Annotated in this window: 14 protein-coding genes; all 14 read right to left on the bottom strand. The window is 49.5% G+C overall.

The annotated features are described in order from the left end of the window. Positions 1-262: 262 nt before the first annotated feature. A complete protein-coding gene (locus H1230_RS08715) occupies positions 263-658 on the bottom strand; it encodes a diacylglycerol kinase family protein (protein ID WP_239715104.1) in 396 nt (131 codons plus the stop codon). Beyond that, entirely contained in the window at positions 658-1,155 is a 498-nt protein-coding gene (ybeY, locus tag H1230_RS08710; RefSeq protein ID WP_239715103.1) for an rRNA maturation RNase YbeY, read from the bottom strand. Before ybeY ends, H1230_RS08715 begins: the two co-directional genes overlap by 1 nt. Then, positions 1,152-3,407, bottom strand: a complete 2,256-nt coding sequence (locus tag H1230_RS08705) for an HD family phosphohydrolase (RefSeq protein ID WP_239715102.1) — start codon at positions 3,405-3,407, stop codon at positions 1,152-1,154. Before H1230_RS08705 ends, ybeY begins: the two co-directional genes overlap by 4 nt. A gap of 14 nt (positions 3,408-3,421) precedes the next feature. Continuing rightward, positions 3,422-4,393 (bottom strand): PhoH family protein, encoded by a 972-nt coding sequence (locus H1230_RS08700; RefSeq protein WP_239715101.1) that lies wholly within the window; start codon positions 4,391-4,393, stop codon positions 3,422-3,424. A 6-nt stretch (positions 4,394-4,399) separates the two neighbouring features. Then, positions 4,400-5,590, bottom strand: coding sequence for a sporulation protein YqfD (gene yqfD / locus H1230_RS08695; protein ID WP_239715100.1), 1,191 nt, complete (start codon positions 5,588-5,590; stop codon positions 4,400-4,402). Continuing rightward, positions 5,587-5,880 (bottom strand): sporulation protein YqfC, encoded by a 294-nt coding sequence (gene yqfC, locus H1230_RS08690; protein WP_239715099.1) that lies wholly within the window; start codon positions 5,878-5,880, stop codon positions 5,587-5,589. Before yqfC ends, yqfD begins: the two co-directional genes overlap by 4 nt. A gap of 165 nt (positions 5,881-6,045) precedes the next feature. Next, the gene (locus H1230_RS08685; RefSeq protein ID WP_239715098.1) at positions 6,046-6,654 is read right to left on the bottom strand and encodes a hypothetical protein; all 609 of its coding nucleotides are present in this window, start codon (positions 6,652-6,654) and stop codon (positions 6,046-6,048) included. Positions 6,655-6,670: 16 nt separating this feature from the next. Continuing rightward, on the bottom strand, positions 6,671-7,675 hold the full coding sequence (gene floA / locus H1230_RS08680; RefSeq protein WP_239715097.1) for a flotillin-like protein FloA: 1,005 nt from the start codon (positions 7,673-7,675) through the stop codon (positions 6,671-6,673). Positions 7,676-7,735: 60 nt separating this feature from the next. Further along, complete coding sequence (locus H1230_RS08675) at positions 7,736-9,121, bottom strand: NfeD family protein (RefSeq protein ID WP_239715096.1); 1,386 nt, start codon at positions 9,119-9,121, stop codon at positions 7,736-7,738. Between the two features lie 117 nt (positions 9,122-9,238). After that, a complete protein-coding gene (locus tag H1230_RS08670) occupies positions 9,239-9,682 on the bottom strand; it encodes a GatB/YqeY domain-containing protein (protein WP_154121227.1) in 444 nt (147 codons plus the stop codon). A gap of 15 nt (positions 9,683-9,697) precedes the next feature. Further along, on the bottom strand, positions 9,698-9,871 hold the full coding sequence (rpsU, locus tag H1230_RS08665; protein WP_036657994.1) for a 30S ribosomal protein S21: 174 nt from the start codon (positions 9,869-9,871) through the stop codon (positions 9,698-9,700). A gap of 137 nt (positions 9,872-10,008) precedes the next feature. After that, the gene (locus H1230_RS08660) at positions 10,009-10,368 is read right to left on the bottom strand and encodes a histidine triad nucleotide-binding protein (RefSeq protein ID WP_239715095.1); all 360 of its coding nucleotides are present in this window, start codon (positions 10,366-10,368) and stop codon (positions 10,009-10,011) included. A gap of 1,095 nt (positions 10,369-11,463) precedes the next feature. Next, positions 11,464-14,910, bottom strand: coding sequence for an AAA family ATPase (locus H1230_RS08655; RefSeq protein WP_239715094.1), 3,447 nt, complete (start codon positions 14,908-14,910; stop codon positions 11,464-11,466). A 1-nt stretch (position 14,911) separates the two neighbouring features. Next, positions 14,912-16,093, bottom strand: coding sequence for an exonuclease SbcCD subunit D (locus H1230_RS08650; protein WP_239715093.1), 1,182 nt, complete (start codon positions 16,091-16,093; stop codon positions 14,912-14,914). Positions 16,094-16,128 lie beyond the last annotated feature (35 nt).

The following is a 16,128-nucleotide window of genomic DNA, read 5'->3' as shown; positions in this document are numbered from 1 at the left end:
TCTACGCAACAAAACTCGCTTCGGAAGCATATGCTTAAGTTTTGTGAGCATAACTTCTCTGAATAGATTCGTACAAAACTCGCTTCGGAAGCATATGCTTAAGTTTTGTAAGCATAACTTCCCTGAACAGCTTCGCACAAAACTGGCTTCGGAAGCATACGGTTTAGTTTTGTGAGCATATGCTACAAACCTTCTCAATTAAAAGATGGCGGAGTCGCAAAACGCTCGTCCGCCTCTCCTCTAAGCTTAAGTTGTATATTGATTATGACATAAGTCCAGTAATCCAGTCTATCACGGGACCGTAAAAAACATACAGCCCAGTTATAAGAGCAAACACCGCCGATAGAAGCACGGCTCCGGCGGCGGTATCTTTGGCTTTCTTTGCCAAGGGATGAACCTCAGGCGATACTAGGTCAATCGTCGCTTCAATGGCCGTATTGAGCAGTTCGGCGGTCAGCACAAGTGTGATCGCGAGCAGCAACAGCATCCAACTGGCTGCTGGAAGTCTGAATACGGCGGCAGCAATAAGAACAACTACAGCCAGGTAGCTGTGCACTTTCATGTTAAGCTCGGATTGAAAGGCTCCGGCAATGCCGTGTGCCGCAAAACGAAAAGAGTGCCAGAACTTTTTGTGGCCTACCGCCGTGTTCTTGACCATTAGCGGGTCAACCCAACCTGGATCAGTACTTGTTCCTGTTTGGACATCATCTCAGCCTCAGATGCGTCATCCTGATGATCGTAGCCAAGCAAATGCAGAAATCCGTGCACGAACAGGAAACCAAGCTCCCGTTCCAGAGAATGCCCGTACTCCAAAGCCTGCTCTTGTGCGCGGGTTACTGAGATAATAATATCTCCAAGCATGTCCGGAAATTCCTCCAGCTCTTCGCCCTCTTCCACTTCATATATAATTTCCGGCTCATCTTCACTGGATTCATTCATGGCAAAAGAAAGTACATCCGTGGGACGGTCAATCCCCCGATATTCTCGGTTCAATTCGTGGATACGTTCATTATCGACAAAAGTAAGGTCAACCTCACCTTTGATAATCCCTTCCGCTTCTGCCGCCTTTTGTAGAATGCTCTCCAGCAGCGTTATAAGACTGTCTTTAATCTCGTATTCAGCTTGTTCATTATTCCATATAATTCCTAGGCTCATGTATTAACAGCCCCTTCTTCTTTTTTCGGCTTGCGTATATCCTCTGGATATTCAATCCGGGAATGGAAAATGCCCATAACCGTCTCTTTCAGCGTTCGCGCAATGATATCCAGTTCCTTTATCGTTAGATCGCATTCGTCGAATTGATGATCATCCAGCCGGCTCTTGATAATTTTCTCAATCATCGTCTCCACCTGTACGACCGTCGGTTTGCGCAAGGAGCGTACGGCCGCTTCTACACTGTCAGCAATACCAACCACCGCTGACTCCTTCGATTGTGCCTTGGGTCCAGGATAACGGAAATCATCTTCGGTAAAATCAGGCTCATTCCCTTTTTCTTCGGCTAATTTCAGTGCTTTATGATAAAAATAATGCAGGAATGTAGTCCCATGATGCTGCTCCGCAATGTCGCGGATAGGCTTGGGCAGCTTATATTCCCTCAGCATTTCCACCCCGTCGCGGGCATGGGACACAATGATGGATTTGCTGAGCATCGGTTCAATCAAGTCATGCGGATTCTCCATATTATTCTGATTCTCAATAAAATAAAAAGGTCGCTTCGTTTTGCCGATATCATGATAATACGAACCCACACGGCAGAGCAGTCCATCCGCACCAATCGCTTCCGCCGCCGCTTCTGACAAATTGCCAACCATTACGCTGTGATGGTAGGTTCCTGGTGTTTCCATAAGCAACTTGCGCAGCAGAGGATGGTTCGGGTTCGATAACTCTACCAGCTTCAGCGCTGATAGAATACCAAAGGTAGCTTCGAAGAATGGCATCAGTCCTATGACCAGCACTGCGGTCAAGAGACCGCTGGCGAAGGCAAAGCAGATAGCATATAAGGTATCTAACTCATTCCATACTCCTCCACCCAGTATCGTCAGCATAAAAACAGTTACGCAGCCGAATAGAGAGACCATGATTCCGCCTTTAAGCAGTGTTGAACGCTGACCGGCCCGATGCGTGGCAAATATAGCCACATAGGACACGATAAGCACAAAGAACCCAAAGTTAAAATCAAATACTGTATCCTGCTGCACATTCAGAATAATACTGGCAAGAATACTGAATAATATGGAACAAAAATAAGCCAGTGTCATATCCAGCAGCATGGCGATCAGCATAGCGCCAATGGCTACCGGAGCTAGAAACCCTATATAAGACCGGACATCTGTCTGCAAAAAAGCAGCTAGACGCATGGAGATAATGGTTATACCGAATACCAGCACCAGCATCAATAACTGGGAATTATTATACTTGAAAGTAGAGGTGCCTCCGGAATAGCGGATAAACATCAGTAGTCCTGCGGAGAGCAAAGCTGCCAGCATCAGCAGTCCAAGTTGCGGCCAATAATTGACCTCATTACTCAGCAGGCCGTTCTCATCCAGCAGAGAATACAGCTCGGGAGTAATCAATTGCCCTTTGGCAACAAGCACATCCCCTTGCTCTATGAACACATCTGGTGTGTCCTCACGGGCCTGAACCTTCGCTTCCTTCGTAGTTTCCTCATCGTAGAACTTATTGCTTGTCAGAACTAGCCGCACCAGTTCCTGCACAACCTCACGAGCCGTGCGCTGGGTCAGAGAGCTAATACTGACCTGCTCAGCCACCTTGGCCCGTGCGGTCTGGGCATCTTGTATCTGATCGTTCATCAGCTTGGTGACAATATCACGGGCAACCGGCTTCATTTCGATAATATCCTGGGAGGTCAGACGCGGTATTTTGATAAACGTCTCCTCGGGAATCACATAAGCCTGCTCCTTAATGATGGACTGCATTTCATCCAGAAGCGTATCGGAATAAGTGCCATTGTTACGGTTCGATGTTACAAAATTAAGGATAAAATCGTTGGCCCGCTGCGGAATTTCCTCACGGTAAATGGCCGTCTTGTCGGTCTCTGAAATCAGATCATCCTGATTTAGACGGTCAATACGATCCAATAGAGAGGTTACCAGGTTATCAGACCTCATTGGGATAATCGCATACCGTTCTTTTACATTCTCAGCCGCTTTTTCCTGGGCTTTCAGCTTAGCCTTGCTGTCGAGGATCTGCTTAGGCGCTGTAATTTCCTTGGCACTGTGGGTATCCTCTTTAATATCATATCGCTTAGGCAGCAGATCAGGCGCCAGACTGAAGTAGAAGACAAGCCCTAATAACAGGAAAAGAGCATAGCGCGTTAACGCGCTATACTTCCAGCCGTTGGTACTATATACTAATCCTCTTAATTTGAATGGTTGCTTTGAAGCCATGAAGACAATCCCCTTTATTCGAGGTTTTCGGCAGAGCGGTCATAGGCAACGATTATTTTCTGCACCAGGGAATGCCTTACTACATCCTGTTCGGTAAAATAGACAAAGCCAAGCTCTTCTATGCCGGATAAAATCACTTGGGCTTCAATCAGACCGGATTTCTTGCCGCGGGGCAGATCGATCTGGGTAACATCCCCCGTAATGACCATCTTAGAGCCAAAACCGAGCCGAGTTAGAAACATTTTCATTTGTGCAGGTGTCGTATTCTGGGCTTCATCCAGGATAATAAAAGAATCATCCAGTGTGCGCCCCCGCATATAAGCGAGTGGTGCAATTTCAATAAGTCCTCGTTCAAGCGCCTTCGCGACCTGATCTGGACCCATAACGTCATATAAGGCATCATACAGCGGACGGAGATACGGATCTACCTTTTCCTGCAAATCTCCCGGAAGAAAGCCTAGGCTTTCACCTGCTTCTACTGCCGGACGTGTAAGCAAGATACGCTTGACGGAACCTTCCTTCAGCGCCTTAACCGCGAGCACAACCGCGAGGTAGGTTTTACCGGTTCCCGCAGGACCAATTCCGAATACAATATCACGCTTGTTAATCATTGTCACATAATGCTTCTGGCCAATGGTTTTGACGCGGATAGGCTTACCGCGAAAAGTTGTCGTAATTTCCCCTTTGAACAAATCGAGCAACTGGTCGGCACGAAAATCCTTCGCCAGCTCCACAGCATACTGTACATCCCGCTCACTTAATATATAACCACTGCGAATCAAGGACAGCAACACATTGAATAATTCTGCCAGCATGTCCACTGCTTGTTCGGCTCCGCGAACTGTGATCTCCGCTTCGCGCGAATCAATAATGGCGGGAATTTCACTCTCGATGATTTGTAAGAATACATCCTGCGGGCCGAACAGGGATTGCGCTTCTCCCGCATTTTGCAAAGATATACGAATGCTTGCAGTCTGTTCTGACAAGTAGCCTCATTCTCCTCGGTTGTTTACTATTGGAAGTTCTACTGCGATTCTCTCTTCCACTTCAAAAAGTACTTTCATATAAACTTTACCATTCTCTTTCTTCTCATGCAAAATTTTTTGACTTTTGATTACGCTATCCATACCATAACGCGCCAAAATATCTTTTTTCGCCTGCTCCATACCTGCCTGCTGCGCTGCCTCTGGAGTACGAGTATCCGCGGTTTCCTTGACTTCCAGCTCCTTCTCAGTCATCCAGCCCAGCGGCAGTTCCAGTGAGCGCCAGACAAGTGGATCATGTTCTGTAAGTGTCCGCGACTTCTCGAACGTCGATTTTCCATAACCCCACAGCTGAATGGCCCATTTGCCAAGCACCAGGTAAGTTCGATCTTTACGTTCTCCCGTATAGGAGCTGCCCGTTGTCTTCAGTGGTACGGCTATATTGTATTCATGCCACACTAGACCTTTGACGTCCCCTTTGGCAACTACATATTGCGCATTCTCTTCATCACCCAGAATTCCCGAAATTAGAATATCACCTTTCTTGACCCGTGAGTTGCGTGCTACAACCGGCCTGCCCTGCTCAGCATATATTTCGGTGACCACCGCATCAGTTCTGCTAATCAGATGACGCTTACTGAGCAGAGGCTTGGTCTCAGGCTGTTCAGCCTCCACTACCTGAATGGTAATGCTCGTCCCCGTACGTTCTAGACCTATCCATGTAATGCCCGGCAGACGGGCTGTCAGCTCCCTTGCAAGCTTGTCCGGTTCGTCCAGACGCCAAATCCACTGATAAGGGTATATGCCCTCTTGGTGGGCTGCCGCTAATATATCCTCTGAAGCAATATGTTCGTTCCCTTCGATCTTAATACTCCATATCATAGATGACAGGAGCAGGAGAGAAACACCAAACAGAAATAACCCGATGGTAAAAAATTTACGCTTCCACATTCTAGCTGCCATAAAAGGGACGCCATGCCGACCAGAGACATGCATGCGGCAGCCTGTCTTTTTTAAAAGCGGCCGGAGAGTATAGAAATCATCCAGCAGAAGCTTCAGAGAAACGCCGCTCCCAGCAGTCCTTACATCCCAAATAACAATGCCGGCTCCGGTTACAGCGTTTATGAATTTTTCCACCTGCGGTCCCGTCACATGCAGTGTAACGAACCCCCGCAGTGATGACATAGGCGGTTCCTTCATGATTTCTCCTCGCTTTCTATATACCTGATTTCCTCGATAATGCCCTCTACAGCCAGTTCCTGGCCTAAAATATTGCGGATTACAAGCTCTTTGCCTGTTATAACAAGCGAGCCTTTGACTAACGCAAGCGTCAACTGCTCGGAGGAAAAATGCAGCACGCCACGATGGTTCTCAATGTATAACTCCTTATTGCCGATCAGGGTGATTCGGGGCATATTCTGCAGTAAATCCTGCGGAAGATCCATTACCCCGTTTGTCCATCCCCGCAGCCTGCGGCCGATACGGGTCATAAGTAGACGCTCCCCCTTCCTGCCTTCTGTACACCTTATGCGGCAACACTTTTTTTTATGAGTTGAAGTCATGGAAGCAAAAGCAAAAAAGCCCTCTATTCCCCTTAAGGAATACGAAGGCTTTAGGTTAATAATGAATCGCAAAAGAATTCTATAAGTTTCTATTTATCTGCGGACGGAGTGAGGCTGCTTGGAACGTGGAGCACCCAGAACCTCAGCCCAGATCAGACCGCGACGCAGCTCTTCACGATTGCCTTTAAAATAAGGTTGATCGGTCGATCCGGCATGGTAACCCTGCGGTTCATAAGCATCATTTTCCGAACCCGAACCTGCACCTGCCATTCCGTCAAAAGAGGCTTGAATACGCTCCAGCTCACGCTGCATTCTTTCCGTACGCTCCTTCACTCCATCCCTAACCTCTGGCTGCTCCAAAGACATACCTTCCCCTGTCGAATAATCTGGAGTGGGTATTTGCGCGGATTCCGGAAAGGCTGGGGAAGCGTCATACTGACGTTCCTCACTTGGCATGGTCTGCCAGTTCCGCTGCGGCAAATCATTGCCAGGAACAGGAAAGCCGCTTCCTTTCTGCGCTTGCCGCTCTCTGTCCAGAGTATCGCCAGGACGCTTAGCCCCGCGGAGCGGATTGTCATTCCCCCCGCCAAAGGTCGGCATGCCGCCTCCAGAGGGTCCCTTAGATTTGCTTTTCCCTGCTTTATTCAGTCTGGATATAACTGCGAATACAACTACCACAATGATATAGATCCAACTGCCCATGGGAACTCACATCCCCTTATTTATTATTATTTGGATGGCTGCTGTCATCCTGGTCATTCATCTTGCTGAGGGAGCCTCGCATTTGCGTGTCAGCCTCAATGTTTTTGAGATTCATATAATCCATCACACCAAGCTTGCCTGCTCGCAATGCTTCAGCCATTGCCAGCGGCACCTGTGACTCAGCTTCTACGACAAGCGCCTTCATCTCAACGACACGAGCCTTCATCTCCTGCTCATGGGCTACAGCCATAGCTCTGCGTTCCTCCGCCTTCGCCTGTGCGATGCGTTTGTCGGCCTCAGCCTGTTCTGTTTGCAGATACGCTCCGATATTCTTGCCTACATCGATGTCTGCAATATCAATCGACAGAATCTCAAAGGCTGTACCTGAATCCAGTCCTTTGGAGAGCACAGTCCGCGAGATCGAATCCGGATTCTCCAGAACGTCCTTGTGCGAATTACTCGAACCAACCGTAGTTACAATCCCCTCACCAACACGCGCGATGATCGTTTCTTCACCCGCACCACCAACGAGACGATCAATATTTGCCCGGACAGTAACCCGTGCTTTAACTTTAACCTCAATCCCGTTTTTAGCGACAGCTGCAACTATTGGTGTCTCGATAACCCGTGGATTAACGCTCATCTGCACAGCCAGCAGCACATCGCGACCTGCAAGGTCGATAGCCGCTGCACGCGTGAATTCAAGGGGAATATCCGCCCGTTGAGCAGCAATCAGCGCATTGACGACCCGGTCCACGTTACCCCCGGCCAGATAATGGCTCTCCAGCTCATTGATGTTAATCCCAAGCCCTGCTTTTGTAGCTTTAATCAGCGGATTAACGATCCGGCTTGGCGTCACCCGCCGTAATCTCATCGCTACCAAAGTAATAATACTAATTCTTACGCCAGACGCCCACGCAGACACCCATAGCATGACTGGAAAAAAGCTGAAAAAGACGCTAAGTACTATGATCACGGCAACCGCGATCAACAAAAATGTTATTAAAGATGCTTCACCCATACTCTAACTCAACCTCCATTATAATATTCCATAAATTTATAATACTCATTTTTAGTTACCTTAGGCTTTAATTTCCTTCACCACAATCCGTCCGCCCTCAACCTTTATCACTGAGATTGCAGAATTAATGTCAATGAAGCCACCCTCTGTAACTACATCTATTCGCTCTCCGCCCACTATAGCCGTTCCGGAGGGACGAAGCGGGGTGATGCTGATCCCCGTACCACCGATCAGGTTCCGCTTCTCTTCTACGGGTACAAAACCCTGTTCCTTGGTAAGACTGTCTTTCAAAATAAATCGGTTCCAGATCCCGCGTTCTTTGAACACTACTGCAACAATAATGATCACCACAGCTGCAGCCGCGAAGGCAATTCCCAGACTGAACAAGGCATGTGTATAGCTGAAGGCGGCTCGCACTACACCTGCAACAAGACAGACTGAGCCTAGCAGTCCCAGGATACCAAAGCTAGGTACGAACAACTCCAACACAAGCATGACGAGACCCACAATGAAGAGCAGCAATGTTTCTGCACCAGCAAAGCCAGCCACATAATTCCCAAAGAAGTATAGGGCAAAAGCCAGTGTCCCAATAATTCCAGGTGCGCCAAAACCCGGCACAAGCATTTCAATCACAACTCCGGCTATGCCGATGAACAGCAAAATCGTCATAATAATCGGATTGGTCAGAAATTGCGACATTTTCTCGGCACCGGTATGCTCCACACGAAAAATGTCATCTGTAGAATAGCCCAGCCAAGTGATGGCCGCTTCCGGTGTTTCTGTAATTTGGTCAGCATAACCAGCTTTTAGCGCTTCATCGCTGGTCAGGGCGATAATCTCACCCTTAGTCTTACTTATGCCAAGTTCAGGCTTATCAACAATAGCATTAATATCCATCATCCCTGCGGCGATATCCGGGTCGCGTCCGTTCAGCGCAGCAGCGCCAACCATCTTTGCTTTCCAGTAGGAAATCATCTTGGCATCATCTACACTTTGACCGTTCATGTCCACCAGTGAAGCGGAACCGATCATACTGCCGGGCTTCATGATAATCTTGCCTGCATTCAAGGCTATGTAACTACCTGCCGAAGCGGCGTCGCCCTTAATATAGGCAGCTGTTGGAATTCCGCTATCTCTTACCATCGTACCAATCTGCTCTGCTGAATCTACAAGTCCGCCCGGTGTATCAATTTCCAGTACAATCAGAACTGCTCCATAATTGGTTGCCTCCTGAAAGCCCCGTTCCAAGAACTTCTGCAGTCCTCTTTCGATTTCCTGATCGACCGGAATAATAAACACCGGGCCTTTCTTCAGCTCCCCAGCCGAGACAGCAGTCGAATTGGGTGGAGCGATGTCAGCGTTCACATCTGCTGTTAGGGGAATCATAAGCAGTAATAACAGGATAGCTGCAAAGCTGGCCAAGGCTATTTTGCGAAATCGTTTCAAACTATTCCCTCCCTTCTTCAACATGACCCATAACTTTATCTTTAGTACGCCTAAGGACGGCAATACGTTTCAAAACAAAGAAAAACACCCCTTATAAAAAGGGGTGCTAGCGTTTTATTATTGCAGAAATTGTTGAACCGCTTGGTTCACGAGTTTACCATCAGCGCGCCCTTTAACCTTAGGCATCAGTGCGCTCATGACCTTACCCATCTCGCTCTTCGAAGAAGCACCAGTTTCCTGGATAGTTTGCTGTACAATGAGGTTAATCTCTTCTTCAGAAAGTTGTTCAGGAAGATATTTCATAATAATCTCGATTTCTGCCTTGGTACTCGCAACAAGCTCATCGCGACCCGCTGATTCAAATTCTTGGAGGGCATCTTTGCGCTGTTTGATTTCACGACTTAGGATATCAAGCACTTCGTTGTCGTCTAATGTTCTCTTCAAATCTATTTCAAGATACTTTATTGTAGATCGAACCATTCGAATCGTGGAGAGTGTGAACTTGTCCCTACTCTTCATCGCTTGCTTCATATCTTCGTTCAATCGTTCGCTAAGATTCATGCGTGGGTAATCCTCCTAAAACTTTCTCTTACGAGCAGCCTCGGACTTCAGCTTTTTCTTAACGCTTGGCTTTTCGTAATGCTTGCGTTTCTTCACCTCAGCCAAGACACCATCTTTTGCGATGGAACGTTTAAAGCGACGAAGTGCAGCATCAATTGTCTCGTTTTTGCGAACTTTCGTTTCAGACACAGTTTCCCCTCCCTCCGACCATACCGTCAAAAGAGCATAACACGGTTTATCAAATTCCATTATAGGTCAAACGGAAATAAGGTGTCAACCTTCGCGTCATTATTTTTTCGGACAAGCCTTAAATCCTAAGCTTTCTATTAGGCGTGAGAAGCTGAATTCCCAACCAGGGCACCAAGTTTGGTTCCTCCAAGCAAGTGATAATGAAGATGAGGAACCGCTTGTCCACTATCAGGTCCGCAGTTGTTAATCAGACGGTAACCGGATTCTGCTACACCAAGCTCTCTGGCAATCTGCTGCGCTACGCTATGTATTTCAGCGATCAACGGCAGATCCTCAGGGGTGACCTCATTCATAGATGCAATGAACTTCTTCGGGATAATCAACACATGCACGGGTGCAGCAGGCTCAATATCATAGAACGCGAGAATCCGTTCATTCTCAAATACTTTATGCGCAGGAATAGTCCCCTCGATAATTTTGCTAAATACGGTTTCCATATTATGTCCTCCTAAAAGTTTTGTTAGCATAGACTTCTTGATATTCTTCGCAAAACTACTTCGAAAGCAAACGCTCAGTTTTGTTAGCATAGACTTCTTGATACTCATTGCAAACAATCATACAGGATATTGATCGATTGCGAAAGTAAGGACTAGGTGCTGGGAAAAGAGGGTTTTGTCTTTTTGGGTAGATAGGGATATCACCTACTGCTCCAGACTAACTCAGCCTCGACAGCAGCAAAATAATGTAGTAAATACAGGATTTCATGTCCTATTTACTCTGCAACAGAGAATTGTTGTACGAAATACAGCTTATGCTCACTTTGAAGTCCATATTTGCTTGAAGTCATGGATTTAATACAACAATGTAACTTTAACAGGCTATCTCAGGATAAAATGTTGTAAAAAATACAGGAATCCTCTCAAGACTAATTCCAAAGCAAATAATAGCTCCAATCGGTCTACTTCAGAGATCATCAAATCTCTTGCACAAATTTCTTGATGATATCCCTACATGCAACAACAGCAACTTGAGTTTGTAATCGTAAGCAGGTCGCAAGGATGGCACAGACATGAAGCTAAGAAGCCATGAACTTACCACCAATGCTCAAGCAACAATTTTGTACGGAAAATAATATGCTTAGCAAAAACTTTACTGTATCAGTAACAGATGAATATAGCAGAATTACTGCTGCAATACAGTGGATGTCCTAATAAAAAGCATTCTAGGGATAAGCTAGATTTGAGTGGATAGCAACCAATTACTTGCTTAGTAAACAGGAATGAAAGAGGAGAAATGTGAGAGTAGTTGGGACTAAGTATTTCGGAATTCCGAAGAAGAAGATGAAGAAGCGGCTTTTGGAGCTGGTAACCGGGGGAATTCTTTAGATTATCAGTACTTTTATTTCTAAAAAAGCAAAAAAAAAGAAACACCCTTCACAGCTCATAAAGCTGATTCGGCGGCGGACGTATGAAAAGGAGATTGTTCCCGGTCATACGTCCGCCGAGGTGTTTCTAAAATGATGTCGGCTTAGCTGTATTATAACAAGGGGGTAGTACTGTATCTGTGACAGATATCACAAACTTCGCTGTGGATCACATTTTTTCCAAAACAATACGCGAACCCCCACCGCCCTGTTCAGCAGGCACAATAACAAGCTTGCGCGGCAGACGTGCCCGAAGCTCTGGGACATGGCTAATTATGCCTACGGACAACTGGTCGTTGTGTAACTTTTCGAGTGATGTAATTACAGTATCGAGCAAATCCGGGTCTAGGGTGCCAAAACCTTCATCCAGGAAGAAAAATTGCAACGGATACTGTCCCCGCAGCTGGATTTGGGCTGATAAAGCAAGTGCAAGCGAAAGAGAGGTTAAAAAGGTCTCTCCACCGGATAATGTTGAGACAGGCCGTCTCACACCACCATTTCCATCATCACGAATAACGAAGCCACCACCAGAATCGACCTCAAGTGCATAACGCTGCTTGCTTAAGAAACGAAGACGCTGGGATGCAGCCTGGCATACCTGCATCAACTGCTCCTCTGCAATGTATTCCACAAAAGCATTTCCACGCAGGACGGACTGCAGCTTGGATAGCTGATCCTGAAGCGCTGCATGCCGGGTCCGCTGGGCTTCGAGCTCCATCCAGCGAATATGCCGATGACGCAAATCTTCGAGATCGCGTTCGCCGCGCGCCCGATTCTGGAGAGAGCTTTCGTCATATTCCCGGCATTGGCGAAGCCTATTCTGACTCTCCAGCCATTCTTCCGGACTCATTACAGCTCCATCCAACTTCTCTTCAATATGGCGCAGTTGCAAAGCGACTTCTGCTTCATCCGTACGATGGGTGTGTACGCGGGAAGCTGCATTGTCCCGTTCTTCTGGTGTAAGTGCTGCTCCTTCTACTTCAATCGCTGTGGCAAACGGAGAAGAATTCAGACTTTGCTCCCACTCGCTAGCTGCTATTAAGAAATGCTCACGCGCTGAGTCTGCAGCCTGCAGGGCAATAGCTGCAGCTTTGACTTCATGCTGAGCCTTGTCTGCGGCAGTCCGCAAAGTCTTTCGGCAGCCTTCTAGGGCAGACAATAGTTCCTGCAGCCGCCGTTCGCATTCAGCCAGCAGAGGGCCGGCTGGCTGACCTTCTGTCCATTCTAATAATCGTTGTTCCTTCTCGCGCTGCAGTTCTTCCTTACCTTCCAGTTGGGCATTCCACTGGGTCAGCTCTTTATCCAGTTCAGCAATTCCCTCTTGCAGATTCTGCACGGCAATGCTCTTGTCGTCAAGGAACTTGACGCTGATCTCCAGACGTCCTCTAATCTCCTCCGCCTGCTCGTCCTTCTTCAGCAGCTTACGGTAGGCACTCTCTGCTTCACCCGGTACCAGCTCAGGGAACTGCTGTGTCCAACTTTGTTGTAATGCAGACAGTTGGACGCTCAGTTCCTCAGCCTTAACTGTAATCCCGTCTACCCAGCTCCGCTCGGCTGTCACACTCGCAGCTTCTTGGTGACATTGCTGCTGGCTATGCTGCATGGAACGCTGCCACTCGGACGCGCCGCGCCGCAGTTCTCCAGAGAGCTCCTTCAGTTCGGATAGAGCCTGTTCCAGTTCGGACAGATTATTCTCAGTCAGGAGCTTCAATGCCCGGACTGTAGAAACAGCTGCTACAGTGTGTGTACTGTTACTTCTATTCTGTTCTTGTTCCAGCCCCGCAGCCGCTGGAAGCTTCAGTAAGTCTGCGGCCCCGTCGCCGTATACTTGCTCCAGCCATGCCGAGTCCTGCTCCCACAGACTATGGAATAAATGACGTGCTTCCAGTGCTCGTCTGGACTTACTTCTGACCTGCTGGAGCTGACTTTCCAGCTCTGCATGCTCTTCGTTGCCCTGCATTAGAACAGGTGCAGGATGATGCTCACTGCCGCATACAGGACATGGCTGTCCTTCTTCCAGCTCACTAGCTAAGGCAAGTGACAGCCTATGAATCTCCTGGCCTTTCAGAGTCGCCTCCAGCGTGCTGCTATGGAGCTCAAGGCTCTCGGCTGTGGCGACGGCGGTTGCTTCTGCCGCCAGCAATTTCTCAAGATGCAGCGCAGCTTCGCGGATCTGCTCCGCGCGCGCTGCTGTGAGCCCATCTCGCCGGAGTTCGGTCTCGGCGAGGCGGGCTTGCGACGCCGTGAGCGCTGCTGCGCGCTCACGGCGTTCCGTATCCGCCGAATTCCACTGGGATTCGGCGGAGTGCAGCCCTTGCAGTCTCTGCATGGCTTCCTGCAGAGACTGCCGCTCTTGGGAGCGGACCGAGAGCGGCTGCAGGCTCTGCTGCAGCTCGTGCTGACGCTTTTGGCCCTTGGCCAAAAGCTCCCGCTCCCGGGCCATGCTCTCCCGCAGCGCGCCAAGCTTGCGGGAGGCTTCCTCGCGGCGCTCGCGCAGCGCCGCGAGCTCACGGCGCAGCCCGCCGAGCTCGGCTTCCAGCTCGAGCGCACGGCGGAAGGTGTCGGCCCCCTGCCGGAGGGCCGGCTCTTCCAGGGCAAGCGCGGCCTGCGCAGCAGCCTCGGCCGCTGTGGCCGCCGCTGCCTCCGCTTCCGCGGCGGCCGCCAAGACCTCTTGGCCCTCCGCACGGGCCAATCGGCTCTGCCAAGCTTCTTCGGCGCTGCGCCAGGCCTTCAGCGCCGGCAGCCTTTTCTCAGCTTCGTCAGCCTTGCCAAGCTTACCCTCCAGAAGGAGGATCTCCTCCTGACGGGCTACTAGACCTTGCCGCTGCAGCTCGCGGCGGGAACGCTCCTCCTGCAGGTCGCGAATTCTTGTGAAACGCTCCGCCACCTGCACAGCCGCCTCCAATTTCCGGCGGCACTCCACGGCATAGGCAATAGCCTCCTGCAGCCGCTCAGCCGCGGCCTGCACATCCTCTTTGCCTGCGCTGCCAAGTCCCTGCTGCTCTGCTTCCAGCGCGCGCAGCGCTGCTTCGTTGTCCTTAACCCGGCGGCTGAGCTTAATCGCCAGCTGATCTCCGTATTGCTCCAGATGAAACAGGCGCTGCAGCATCTGTCGGCGATCCACGCCGCGCAGTGACAGAAATTCAGCAAACTTCCCTTGCGGCAGCACAACTGCTCGTGTGAAATCATCCATTTTCAGCCCGATATGCTCCTCCACACAACGTGTGACATCGGCCAGCTTATCAGCCATGACATTGTCCCCATCAGCGGTAACTTCGATGAACCGACTGATCGTATTACTGACCGATTGTTCACCTGTGCGCTTAAACTTCCGTTCAACACGGTAGCGGCGGGTCCCTGCGGAGGAGGTGAGTTCAAAGGTAAAAGCCACACTCAAAGAATCCTCGGAATGGTTCATAATTCCCTGCGTTCCATTCACCGCCCGCTCCACTTTGCCATACATCGCCAGCGTAATAGCATCCAGCAAAGTGGACTTCCCGCTGCCTGTTGGTCCAAATATACCGAACAGACCCGTCTCTGTCAGACTTTCAAAGTCAATTTCCTGCATCTCTCTATAGCTCTGTAATCCAGCTACTTTTAATAGAATCGGCTTCACCTTAGTTCTCCTCCCCTTCCTCCGGCTGATGCCGTTCTTCCTGTGTCAGCTCCAGAAACAGCTCAATCAAGCTATCCTCTGGCTCTGCCCCACCCGTCTGGCGCTGATAGAATTTACGGAACAATTCCTGTACGGGCATGCGCGAGCGGGAGATTTGCTCCAGCTCTTGTTCCATCTGCGGATAAATCGGTCGAATATGTATAATGCCTTCCCGTGATTTGCGCAGCCGCTGAATATCACTCATCGACAGCGCTTCACTGAGGCGGATTTCCAAATCAATAAAAGCGGAAGCATCTCTTCCTTCATCCAGCCAGCGGTAAACCTCATCTATTCCGCCAGTGGAATTCCATCTGACCAGCGGACGGCCGCAGCGAAGATAGATTTCTTCAAAGGTGGGCTCTGCGCCCGGAACAGCATCAATAAGCGTGACCGACTTGGCTTGCCCCGCTTCCGAGAAGCTATAGGCCAGCGGTGAACCACTATAGCGAATCATTCCCTCACCCTTCACGCGTTGGGCGCGATGCAAATGCCCAAGCGCAGTGTACTGCGCCCCACAAGACAGGGCGGAAGGATCTACTGTGTAGGCCCCGCCTACCTGAATCGGTCGCTCTGAATCACTTTCTACACCGCCAAGCACATAAATGTGACTCATGGCTAGATTCACAGTCTGTGGAGTAAATTCCCTTCCCAACAGCTTCATAAGCTTGCCTACACGTGCGCTGTATGCGAGACGCAGCTCATCCTCACCACTATCACCAGCCAGCAATTCCCCGAGCCGAGCCTCAGAAGGATAAGGAAGGGCAGCAATTTTGGCGATTTCACCTGTGCGCACAACCTGAATGGTCACGGGTTCCGAGGTAGGCAGACCCACCAATGTAATCCCTTGCCGCAGAACAAGTGGAGATACGGAGGCTACGCGCTCGGGCTGGTCATGGTTTCCCGATATCACAACGAGTGGCCGACCGTTTGCTGTCAATCGCGCAGCGGCATCGTAGAATAATTGCTCCGCTGCCGCCGGAGGATTCACCGAATCATAGACGTCTCCCGCCATTAAAATGAGATCCACCTTATGGGCATCGGCAATCTCCACCAGTTCATCGATGAACTGCTCCTGTTCCTTCTGCCGGCTTCTTCCCTCCAGCGTCCGGCCGAGGTGCCAGTCTCCCGTATGCAATATCCGCATCTTCCGCCTCTTTCTCCGCACTTTATGCGGCAATG

Source organism: Paenibacillus sp. 19GGS1-52, assembly GCF_022369515.1.
Lineage (GTDB): Bacteria > Bacillota > Bacilli > Paenibacillales > Paenibacillaceae > Paenibacillus_AQ.
This window is presented reverse-complemented; position numbering and strand designations above follow the sequence as displayed.

What these genes read in the sequence shown, in the direction of transcription:
- H1230_RS08715 (WP_239715104.1), bottom strand. Translation starts at nt 658, where the DNA reads ATGGTCAAGAACACGGCGGTAGGCCACAAAAAGTTCTGGCACTCTTTT.
- ybeY (WP_239715103.1), bottom strand. Translation starts at nt 1,155, where the DNA reads ATGAGCCTAGGAATTATATGGAATAATGAACAAGCTGAATACGAGATT.
- H1230_RS08705 (WP_239715102.1), bottom strand. Translation starts at nt 3,407, where the DNA reads ATGGCTTCAAAGCAACCATTCAAATTAAGAGGATTAGTATATAGTACC.
- yqfD (WP_239715100.1), bottom strand. Translation starts at nt 5,590, where the DNA reads ATGAAGGAACCGCCTATGTCATCACTGCGGGGGTTCGTTACACTGCAT.
- yqfC (WP_239715099.1), bottom strand. Translation starts at nt 5,880, where the DNA reads ATGACCCGTATCGGCCGCAGGCTGCGGGGATGGACAAACGGGGTAATG.
- H1230_RS08685 (WP_239715098.1), bottom strand. Translation starts at nt 6,654, where the DNA reads ATGGGCAGTTGGATCTATATCATTGTGGTAGTTGTATTCGCAGTTATA.
- floA (WP_239715097.1), bottom strand. Translation starts at nt 7,675, where the DNA reads ATGGGTGAAGCATCTTTAATAACATTTTTGTTGATCGCGGTTGCCGTG.
- H1230_RS08670 (WP_154121227.1), bottom strand. Translation starts at nt 9,682, where the DNA reads ATGAATCTTAGCGAACGATTGAACGAAGATATGAAGCAAGCGATGAAG.
- H1230_RS08660 (WP_239715095.1), bottom strand. Translation starts at nt 10,368, where the DNA reads ATGGAAACCGTATTTAGCAAAATTATCGAGGGGACTATTCCTGCGCAT.
- H1230_RS08650 (WP_239715093.1), bottom strand. Translation starts at nt 16,093, where the DNA reads ATGCGGATATTGCATACGGGAGACTGGCACCTCGGCCGGACGCTGGAG.